8 protein-coding genes and 1 tRNA gene are annotated in these 10611 nt (G+C 34.7%); 2 read left to right on the forward strand and 7 right to left on the reverse strand.

Annotation, left to right across the window (positions count from 1 at the left end):
* Positions 1–7: 7 nt before the first annotated feature.
* The 6 genes from holA to EDD71_RS11300 all read right to left on the reverse strand — a co-directional run bounded on the left by holA (position 8) and on the right by EDD71_RS11300 (position 7830).
* Positions 8–1027, reverse strand: coding sequence for a DNA polymerase III subunit delta (gene holA, locus EDD71_RS11280; protein ID WP_166636461.1), 1020 nt, complete (start codon positions 1025–1027; stop codon positions 8–10).
* Positions 1028–1076: 49 nt separating this feature from the next.
* Complete coding sequence (locus tag EDD71_RS11285; protein ID WP_166636462.1) at positions 1077–3086, reverse strand: DNA internalization-related competence protein ComEC/Rec2; 2010 nt, start codon at positions 3084–3086, stop codon at positions 1077–1079.
* Between the two features lie 131 nt (positions 3087–3217).
* Entirely contained in the window at positions 3218–3529 is a 312-nt protein-coding gene (locus EDD71_RS11290; protein WP_133628846.1) for a hypothetical protein, read from the reverse strand.
* Positions 3530–3688: 159 nt separating this feature from the next.
* Positions 3689–6280 (reverse strand): calcium-transporting P-type ATPase, PMR1-type, encoded by a 2592-nt coding sequence (locus EDD71_RS11295; protein ID WP_133628847.1) that lies wholly within the window; start codon positions 6278–6280, stop codon positions 3689–3691.
* 214 nt (positions 6281–6494) lie between these two features.
* Positions 6495–6647 (reverse strand): hypothetical protein, encoded by a 153-nt coding sequence (locus EDD71_RS15400; RefSeq protein WP_166636463.1) that lies wholly within the window; start codon positions 6645–6647, stop codon positions 6495–6497.
* 16 nt (positions 6648–6663) lie between these two features.
* A complete protein-coding gene (locus tag EDD71_RS11300) occupies positions 6664–7830 on the reverse strand; it encodes a D-alanyl-D-alanine carboxypeptidase family protein (protein WP_133628848.1) in 1167 nt (388 codons plus the stop codon).
* A 223-nt stretch (positions 7831–8053) separates the two neighbouring features.
* On the opposite strand from EDD71_RS11300, the gene EDD71_RS11305 reads away from it, so the two are divergent.
* Positions 8054–9193, forward strand: coding sequence for an SIR2 family protein (locus EDD71_RS11305; RefSeq protein ID WP_133628849.1), 1140 nt, complete (start codon positions 8054–8056; stop codon positions 9191–9193).
* Positions 9194–9577: 384 nt separating this feature from the next.
* A complete protein-coding gene (locus EDD71_RS11310; protein ID WP_133628850.1) occupies positions 9578–10102 on the forward strand; it encodes a DUF1259 domain-containing protein in 525 nt (174 codons plus the stop codon).
* A gap of 272 nt (positions 10103–10374) precedes the next feature.
* On the opposite strand, the gene EDD71_RS11320 is transcribed toward EDD71_RS11310, so the two are convergent.
* Positions 10375–10471, reverse strand: a tRNA-Sec gene (locus EDD71_RS11320).
* Positions 10472–10611 lie beyond the last annotated feature (140 nt).

Consider the following 10611-nt stretch of genomic DNA (forward strand, 5'->3'; position numbering starts at 1 on the left):
GGTGTTTTTATTTACACAGTTCAACAATCAAAGTCTCAAGAGCAAGCCCATAAAAGTCGCTTGAATAAGTGCCATTTTTTAAATTATAATCAGTTTCCAAGCATAGGGATAAAAGCTTTTTAAGCCCTTCCACTGTATAAGCTTTAGATTGTTTAATTAAATTGTTTAAAACAAATTCATTAAGCTTTAAATCCCTGTTGATCTCAGATGGAGATCTTTTTTCATCTAAATAAGCTCTTATTAAGTACATAAGCCTTATCTGCCTGATTATCATACCGAGTATCTTCAAGTGTTCTTCCTTTTGAAAAAGAAGAGCGTTTAAAATTGATATCGCCTTATCAGCATCTTTTCTGGATATGCTGTCAACCATTTTAAATATATTGCTTTCTATGCTCTTATGAACTACTTCATCTATATGCTGCTTTGTTATAACCTCTTCAGATGCATAGGCGCATACCTTTTCTACCTCCCTCTCAAGCTGTTCAAGGGAGCTCCCTGCCTCCATAATGAAATAATTTAGTTCATACTTATTTATAACCTTTCCGTTTTTATTAAATGACTCAAGAACCCATCTTTGAAGTTCTTCTCCCCTCATAGGTTTATACTCAATTACATACCCTGTGCTCTTTATAACCTTAAAAACGGCATTAGTACTGTCAACGCTGCCCTGAAGGGTTAGAAGAAGTATAATTCCATCAGGAAGGTTTTTTATATAGTTTGAGAAATTTTTTACAAAATCTTCAGTCATCCCCGGGGCTTTATTTAAAAAAGCTGCTTTCCTTATATGCACGATCTTTTTATCCTCCATAAAGGGTAATGTTTCACATGCGTTTATTATGTCATCAAGCGTTATATTTTCACCATCCAATTTTACAATATTCATTTCCTGAAAGGATTTTATGATATTGTATATAATTTTAATGCTTTCATCTATTAAATGGTTTTCATCTCCATATATAATAATCGGACCTTCCAATCTTTTTTCTTTTATAATTTTTTTAAATTCTGTATAAGTCTTTAGTTCCATAAACATCCCCTCTAATGTGTACTTCACTCCTATTATAATAGATCAAGCATTATTCAAAAAGGACTTTATATCCTTTTCCCTCAGTAACTATGGATATATCTCCAGACTGATCTGTCCTAAATACCTCTATATTATTTTTCTTAAGCTCGTCAACTACATCCTTTGAAGGATGCCCAAAGCTGTTCTTACCCACTGAAATTACGGCAGTATCCATCTTAAGGTTATCAATCAGCTTCTTACTAAATGCATCGGCTGATCCATGATGTGAAACTTTGAAAACATCATAATCTCCCGTGATACCCTCTAAAATCTTAACCTCAGCATCAGCAGTTAGAAGCATAGAAAAATCTTTATATAACAATTCCATAACCAGACATGTTTCATTCTTATCATCTTCAAAAGTCATGTTCTTCGGAGGATATAATACGTTTATTAAAACACTTCCTACTTTAATTGAATTACCCTTCGAAAGCTCTATAAATTCCCTTATAGATTTCTCAGGTTTTTTATACGCTGCCAGACTGTCAACCCTGTAGTTTTTAAGCAAATAATCCAACCCTCCTGCATGATCCCTATGAAAATGTGTTATTAAAAGCAAATCTATCTTACTATATCCTTTTCTTTTAACATAGGGCAAAACATGTTCCTTCAATGCAGAATAATCTTTAAACTCAGGACCAGTATCGATCAGAATACACTTTCTTTCCGGTGTCTCAATAAATATACTGTCGCCCTGACCGACGTTTAAAATATGTATTTTTAAAAGCTTTCCATGGTAGAATAACAGTATAATACATAAAACTGCTAAAAAAGCCTTTAAGTAATAGTTAACCCTGCGGTGTCTTTTTATATTAAAATAACCAAAAACCATAAGTATTAAAGCATAATATACAACAATAAAAACTGGCTTGGGTTGTTCTATAAACCATTGAAAATTCAAATGCATCATATATTTTATCAGCCTCAAAAACAATACACCTGAAAAAACAACAGGGTATAGCACCAAATTGATACCTGTTAATATATAGATAAATGAAGCTACAAATCCCAAAACTGTAATAAATGCAACCAATGGGTTTAAAAGTATATTAACTCCAATTGATATTACCGAAACAAATCCTCTATACCATATAACCATTGGAAAAGTTGATATAAAGGCAGATAAGGCTACTGACAATTCATCCCCTATGAACTGAATTTTTTCAGGAATACTATCCCTTATATCATCCTTAAGAAGTATGATGCCAGAGGTAGCAAGGAATGATAAAATAAATCCCGGATTGTATATAAAATATGAATTAAAAATCAGCATTACAAAGGCCGAGAGCGTAATTCCATGAAGTATGTCATAGGGCCTATTTAATATCTTTCCTGCGTTGGCAATGCATATCATAACAAACGCTCTAAAAATTGACGGCTGAAAGCCTCCAATTAACGTATAAATAAAACAAAGCAATATTACAAGTACATGCCTTAACCTTGCTGAAAAGTCTTTGAGAAGCTTGGTTGAAAAATAATATACAATGCCAAGGTTAAATCCTGATATCGCAAGTATATGGGATATTCCGAGGTTATCGAAGTTATCTTTGTCATTGTCCTCCAAATCCTCTGTATACCCTGTAATTAATCCTGATATAAATCCACCTCCTGATTTATCTATACCTATTAGAGCAGAGTTTATTTTTTCCCTTATTTTTATAGGAATCATTCTCACATCATATTTATTTATTTTTTCAATGTCGTAATTCTTTATTGTTACATATGCATCTATGCCTGATGAGTTCATCCTGTTTTTCTTATATAAAGGTTTTTCTCCTACCTCTCCTTTAAAAACAACATAATCTCCGGGTTTTACATTTAAAGCTTTATAACTAGAAGCAATAATTTTATAATTTGCATTGTAATTTTTTAAAGTAAAGCTATTTTTCCTGCTTTCTATAACATATCCCTGAAATAAGCTTGATTTTCTTAGAAAACTATATCTGTGTTCAAAGCCACTGTAATGAACATATGCAGCTAAAAAGCCTAATAACAGGAATAAGACTGAAAATACTGTCATAAAACTTTGTTTTTTTATGAAAAATATTAAAAATAGTGCAGGTAATGCTGCACTAAGTAAATATAAGTGTGAACTGTGGAAGGATATTAAACCTAAAATGAAAAAAATAAAAAGTATAAGAAATTTCTTTCTCATTTTGTTCCTTCATCTCTCCTCGAGGCAGTTAATCTGTTTGGGGTATGCCTGGGCTCAGTATGTTCATTTCCTATATAATGGAGGTTTGCTGTTATATTAACTACATGGCCATTTTTATTATAATTTATATCCACTTCATCGGGCCTTCCATCATCTTGATGGTAGTCTAAAAATTGCTGTAGTATATCCTGGGCTGATTCTATGGTTACTGTATCATAAACACTAAAATATTCATCTTCAGGAATTTGAAGAGTCAGTTCGTACAAACCGTCTCTCTGTATTCTTTTATCACGAATACTATTTAGCATAAATACACCTCCCTTATAATTATTTTTACCATTATACATTTATTTAAACCTCATAGTCTTTTAAATAAAAAAAGAAGCCGCAATAGACTTCTACTTCTCAAAATTAAGCTGTATTTTTGAATATTTCCATAAAAAAAACCCCAAAATGGGGGTTTTTAGTTATTTTTTTATTGCCTTTGCTATTTCAACTACAATCAGAGGAGCTATTGAACATAATACAACAACGCCTATCTGTGTCCAGTCTAGTAGAACAACCTTAAAGATCGACCTTGTGAAAGGTGCTGCTAAAACTATCATCTGTATTAAAGCTGAAATCAGAAAAGCCCTGTTCATATACCTGTTTGAGAACATGCGGTTAAATATAACTGAATCCTTTTCGTACCTTATGTTAAAGGCATGCACAAGCTGTGAAAAGCTCAGCGTAAAGAAGGCCATAGATCTTGCAACTATTTCTTCACCAACAACGTAGTGTCCATATAAATATGCAGCAAGAGTAACAGTACCTATGATTATTCCCTGAAGTGCAATCTTAAGCCCTAGCCCGCCTGCAAATAATCCTTCATTTGCATCTCTTGGGGGCCTCTTCATTACATCCTTTTCAGGTGGTTCCATACCCAGCGCTAAGGCTGGAAGGCTGTCTGTTACAAGGTTAACCCATAGAATATGAATTGGAAGCAGAGGCTCTGGCAGATTAAATATGGTTGCTATAAAAAGCGTTAATATCTCGCCGATATTGCAGGAAATCAGGAAGTTGATTGACTTTTTAATATTTGAATAAATAGTTCTTCCTTCCTCAACTGCTGATACAATGGTTGCAAAATTGTCATCTGTAAGCACCATATCTGCTGCGCTCTTTGCTACGTCTGTACCGGTTATACCCATTGCCGCACCAATGTTTGCCATTTTAAGGGCTGGAGCATCGTTTACACCGTCACCTGTCATGGCAACAACTTTGCCCTTCGACTTCCATGCTTCTACTATCCTAACTTTATGCTCCGGTGAAACCCTCGCATAAACAGATATATCCTCAACTCTATCCTCCAGTTCCTTCTGAGACATATTTTCAAGCTCGGCACCTGAAATAGCTCCTGACTCATCCTCCAGTATTCCGAGTTCCTTAGCTATTGCCATAGCGGTTATTTTATGGTCACCTGTAATCATAACTGGTTTTATACCTGCCGTTTTACACAGTTTGACGGCTTCCTTTGCTTCTTCCCTCGGTGGGTCAATCATACCGATAAGTCCTGCAAAAACTATATCCCTTTCTGCATTCTCCTTATCAACTTTATCCATGTTTTTAAAACCAAGGGCAAGGACCCTGAGGGCTGTTTTTCCCATCTCTTCATTGGCAGTCTTAATCGCGTCCACGTCTTTTGCTGTGATTTCTCTAATTTCATCACCATCTAATATATATTTGCACCTTGAAAGTAAAATATCAGGGGCACCTTTAATATTAGCAATAATGCCTTCGCTAGACCTATTAAAGGTTGTCATGAGCTTTCTATCTGAATCAAAGGGTATTTCATCTATCCTTACATATTCCTTTTCCAGCTCTCTTTTATCTATTCCAGAGGACAGTGCAATATCTACAAGGGCAGTTTCAGTTGGATCTCCTATTGTTCTGAAATTTCCGTCCTCCTCTATTACCTGAGTATCGTTGCACAGGTTTGCTATTGTTAGCACTCTTTTTGCATCTGCTATATCATCGCTATATCCATTTATAGTAAATATTTTCTTCACAGTCATTTTGTTCTGAGTTAATGTTCCTGTCTTATCTGAACATATAACGCTGGCTGAACCTAAAGTTTCAACAGCTGGAAGCTTTCTAATTATTGCATTTCTCTTTATCATTTTCTGTACTCCAACTGCAAGCACTATAGTAACTACGGCAGGCAATCCTTCAGGTATGGCTGCTACAGCAAGGGATACAGATGTCATAAACATATGGAAGGCTTCCCTTCCCTGAAGCAGACCCACGATAAAAATTATTGCGCATATTATAAGGGCTGCAAAGCCAAGTGTTTTTCCAACATCTGCAAGCTTCTTCTGAAGAGGGGTTTTTTCTTCCTCCACGTTAGAAATCATATCAGCAATCTTTCCAATTTCAGTGTTCATACCTGTACCAACTACGATTCCTTTACCTCTTCCATATGTAACCATTGAAGACATAAAGGCCATATTTTTTCTATCACCAATGGGTATATTAACATCTTCAATTATTTCATCGCTTTTATCTACCGGTACCGATTCACCGGTTAAAGATGATTCCTCAATTTTTAGGTTAGATGCCTCAATTAGCCTTAAATCAGCAGGAACATACTTTCCTGCCTCAAGGACAACTATATCTCCAGGCACAACCTCCCTTGCAGGTATTTCAGCTGATTTTCCATCCCTTATAACATGTGCAAGGGGAGCCGCCATCTTTTTAAGTGCATTCAGGGATTGTTCAGCTTTATTCTCTTGCACAACCCCAAGGATTGCATTTAAAACAACAATTAGGAGAATTATGACTGAATCAATCCTTTCTCCAAGTGCAAAGGAAATGGCAGCTGCAATAAGTAATATGATTATAAGAATATCCTTAAACTGATCAATGAATCTCTCAAGCATGGATTTTCCCTTTTTCTCCTTAAATTCGTTATATCCATACTTTTCAAGACGTTTTTGAGCATCTTCTCTTGAAATTCCATTTTCCTGTGATTTAAACTTCTCAAAGATCTCCTGTTTTGAAAGAGCATGAAAATTATCCATGTTCTCAACCTCCTAATCTTATTATTACGAAAAAAAAGACCTTTATCCATTAATATCATGAATAAAGGTCTTACTCTCAAGGATGACCTTGATAACCGACCGGGCATTTGCCGTAATGACGATCGGTTAAGGCTTGTTCCGCCGAGTTACTCCCCTTTTTATATAGTAAATTATACCACATTCATTAACAAAGTCAACTATTTGCCAAAAACTTTTAATTCTCGCTGTTTATATCTTTAAGAAACTTTTTTTTGTTAAAAGTTATATCATCATAGGTTTTGCCGTCAATTTTACCATTTTTTAAAAGCTCATCAGCTATATTTAAAAACTTTTTTATAATTTCTATTATTTGCTCCTTTTCACTCATATAAATCACCTGTCCTTTAATCGAATAGATGCCTGATAAACATGAATATTCGCATAAATATTGACACCTGTTTAAAATCGCCTGAAGCATATATATTTGAAGCCTTTACTTCACCAGTCCTTTGATTTTTAATCTCCACTGTACCTATAACATCACCTTTTCTAATTTTTCGGGGCAGCCTTTCGTTAAATTTAACATACTTTCCTATGCTTTCATCCTTTGCACTTACAAAATACAGATCCTCTGAAGCCTCTCCTTCAACGTAGCCCCCCTTATACAATTCACTGTCTAATCGAAATTTATCCCCTTTCTTAACCACCACTTTATTCTGAAAATTATTCTCACCATATTTTAAAAGCCTTATACTTTCATTAAGCCTGTCGCTATCACTTGGTGCACCAAGTATTACTGCAACAAGCCTAAAAGGTTTACCCCCTCCATTCAAATCAGTTAAGTCCTCAGTGGAAACAAGACAGTAGCCTGCCTCTATCGTGTGTCCCGTTTTTAAACCATCCACCCTGGGGTTGTTCCAGAGAAGCCTATTCCAGTTTTCATAATCTCTTCCTCTGTATTTAAAAACCTTTGTTTTTGTAATTTCAATTATTTCGGGATATTTTTTTAAAAGATCTGAAGCAAGAATTGCAGTATCATATGCAGAGGTTATATTGTAATATTTTTTATTGTTTATCCTATCTGTCAAGCCTGTTGAATTAACATATCTGGTCTTAGTCATTCCTATTTCCCTTGCTCTTTCGTTCATGGCATTTATAAAGCTGCCACCGCTAAAATCCGGGCTGTTATAAAGCCTTTCAAGTACCAGTGCACTATCATTTGCTGATACAATAAGCAAGGATTTAATAAGATTGTCAAGGGTAATCTCATCTCCTGTTTTTATACCAAGCTGAGACCAGCTTGGGTCCATTTTTATTCCACTTAGATCTATTTTAACTGCCCTGTTCAAATCGATATTATTTTTATTTATTAAATCCTTCATAACATAATAAGTCATGAGCTTGGTTATAGACGCCTGGGGAAGCTGAACATCCTTGTTATATTCATACAATATCCTGCCTGAATTAGCTTCTATAAGAACAGCGGCTTTATAACTACCTGCTTCATATGCTAGAACCCTGTGCGAAAGTAATAAAAATACTAAAATAACGTAGAAAACCTTTTTTACCATATCATCACTCCAAAATTTATTTTAGCAATATTTTCCTATTTTATCAACATTTAATGTATAAGATATGAACAACTTTTTATATGTTAACTTCACATCCATTAATTTATTTATCAAACAGGTGTATGATTTAGGCTTATCTTGCTAATTGCTAAAATTACTTTAAAATATAGTATTTAATCATATAATAAATTTGACATAACCAATAAAAGCAAGGAGGAAATATATGAAAACTGCAATATTTCTTGGTGCTGGTGCTTCAAGGGAAGAGGGCATTCCTGTTCAAAATGAGCTATTTAAAATATACTTTCAAACTATGTTAAATACTGCTTCATCGAACTCAAAATTGAGTAGAAGTTTAGACTTATCCCTCGAAAACTTTTTTAAAAGAACCTTTAATATAGATGTAAACAACAAAAATCTGGAAGACGACGACTATCCCACCTTTGAAGAGGTGATAGGTATTTTAGATATTGCTGAAAAAAGAAAGGAAAACCTTAAAATAATTGATCCCAAATCCCTAAAGGACTTTGTAGACCATTCCGGGTTAAGCGTCTATATGGAAAATTCATATATAAAGGATGCAGTATTAAACGGCGTTGAAAATAAACTGATTAAACTATATTTAATTATTTTGATTGCTAAAGTGTTGCAGGAAAGGCTTCCTTATTCAAAGGGTTTTCACAGTAGATTGATCTCTCACCTTCATAATGAAAATTTACTTCGAGAAACGATATTTATTACCACAAACTATGATATTTTAATTGATAGCGCAATATGCAGTATACTTCCATCTATAAATATAAACTATGGAGTGGATTTCATCAACTATGGAATCGAAAGTGGATGGAGCAGACCCGATGATAATTCAATAAAGATATATAAGCTACACGGTTCATTAAACTGGCTTTACTGCCCAGACTGCAACAATCTCAAGCTTACTAAAAAGGAATGTGGCCTAATACACCTTGTAACCGATTTTTCAAAGGCTATATGTTCGGAATGCGGCTCTATAATGCTTCCTGTAATTGTTCCACCAACCTATTTTAAAGACATGACAAATGTTTTTATAAGCACAATCTGGAATAAAGCCGAGAATGTACTGCGGGATGTTAAGCATTTCATATTTTGCGGATACTCCTTTTGTGATTCGGACATTCACATTAAATATCTTCTTAAACGTATTCAGTTAAACAGTAAAAATAAATTGTTATTTACAGTGCTCAATAACCATCCCGGCAAAAAAGAGCAATCTGCATATGAAGAAGAAAAGAGATACAAACGTTTTTTAGGCAGTGATGTAAATTATACAAACTATTCCTTTAGCGATTTTGTAAGAGAGCCGATGAAGTTCTACTTAGGATAAAAAGAAAAGCTCCGGTTTTCACCATTGCTTTAATTATAAACTTCTGTTTTGTGTTTCTTTAGTGTTTATCTCTTCTAGTCTCATAATGAGTGAATCCTGTTGCTTTGGAGCTAGCATTCTTCTTATTATATAAGCTATGAAGCTCCATCAACTCTCCCATTCTTCTTTAATTCTGGGTAGTTAGCTACAACTTTAATGCCATTTCAATTTACTCCTCCTTATTTTGCATAAAAATTAATTTTGAAAGATACATTTTTCAACATTCTTCAATTACTTTTGAGGATAATTTTCTTTTTTCGATAAACTAAACAAGAAAATTCACGCATATTACAAAAATGCATAATATGTTACTGAAAAGGAGGTGATATTATGTATCCTATGAATATGAATGCGAATCTTAATCAGATTAATGTGTCCGAAACCGATTTGTGCAACAGGTTTGCCAGAATACTTGAAGGTAGAGTTTTGGAATCAAGGGATGGTCTTTGTGTTGTAGCTCGTAGAAGAAATCTAAGCGTTGAAATTGCTGGGCGACCCACACAAAGCCCACTTGTATTAGATGCTCTGTTTTCCTTTGAGTCAATGGACACGCTCGGCAGAACACTCAACCTTGGAGAAACTGTAATACTTCAAGAGGAAATTAATCGCTTTATACGTGCCCTACAGAGACAAGGTATACTAGTTACAGCTCTTCACAACCATTGGTTGTTTGAAACTCCAAGGTTAATGTATATCCACTTCTTTTCAATAGATGAACCGTTGTCTTTTGCTAGAAAAGTTGCAAGAGCTTTCAGGCTTCTTGAAGACAATGCCTTTGATGATGACCTTCTAGGATCCCTTGATGATAATTTCAAAGATACTTTTCATCCTGAATCCCCTAAAGCTCCAAATGATAGCTTGAACAGGTAGCCCTATTTGCTCTACGGCCTGGGATATTCTATATCCTGGGCTCCCTAACATACTTCACTACTTCCCATAACTTTTGTCCGAAAAGATGATGATTTAGTATTTTCAACTGGGACCGGGAACCATATACCTATGCTACAAAACTATTTGAGAAGGGAGTTCCCCTAAAAACTGTTCAAATTCTTTTAGGACATAGTGATATATCAAAAAACAAGAAACCCACCAAACCTTTTAATGCGTTGATTTTACTGGCTTGGCGGGCGTTGTAATCGGTATGGCGGGAGTATGTGGGAATCGAACCCACCCGTCGGGTTACTAGCCCGACAACATGGTTTTGAAGACCAGTAGGCACACCAGCACCTATCTACCCCCAAATACCTTTACATAATATCATATTATAATTTTTTTTGCAACACCACAGAGATTTCGCATCTAATTTCCAGTAAAGCTTTTTTCTTTATAGGAAATTAGATTTTTTCTATTTTATTGAAATTTTGGAAGGGAAAAAGGCC

Source organism: Fonticella tunisiensis, from assembly GCF_004364155.1.
Classification (GTDB): Bacteria; Bacillota; Clostridia; order Clostridiales; family Caloramatoraceae; genus Fonticella; species Fonticella tunisiensis.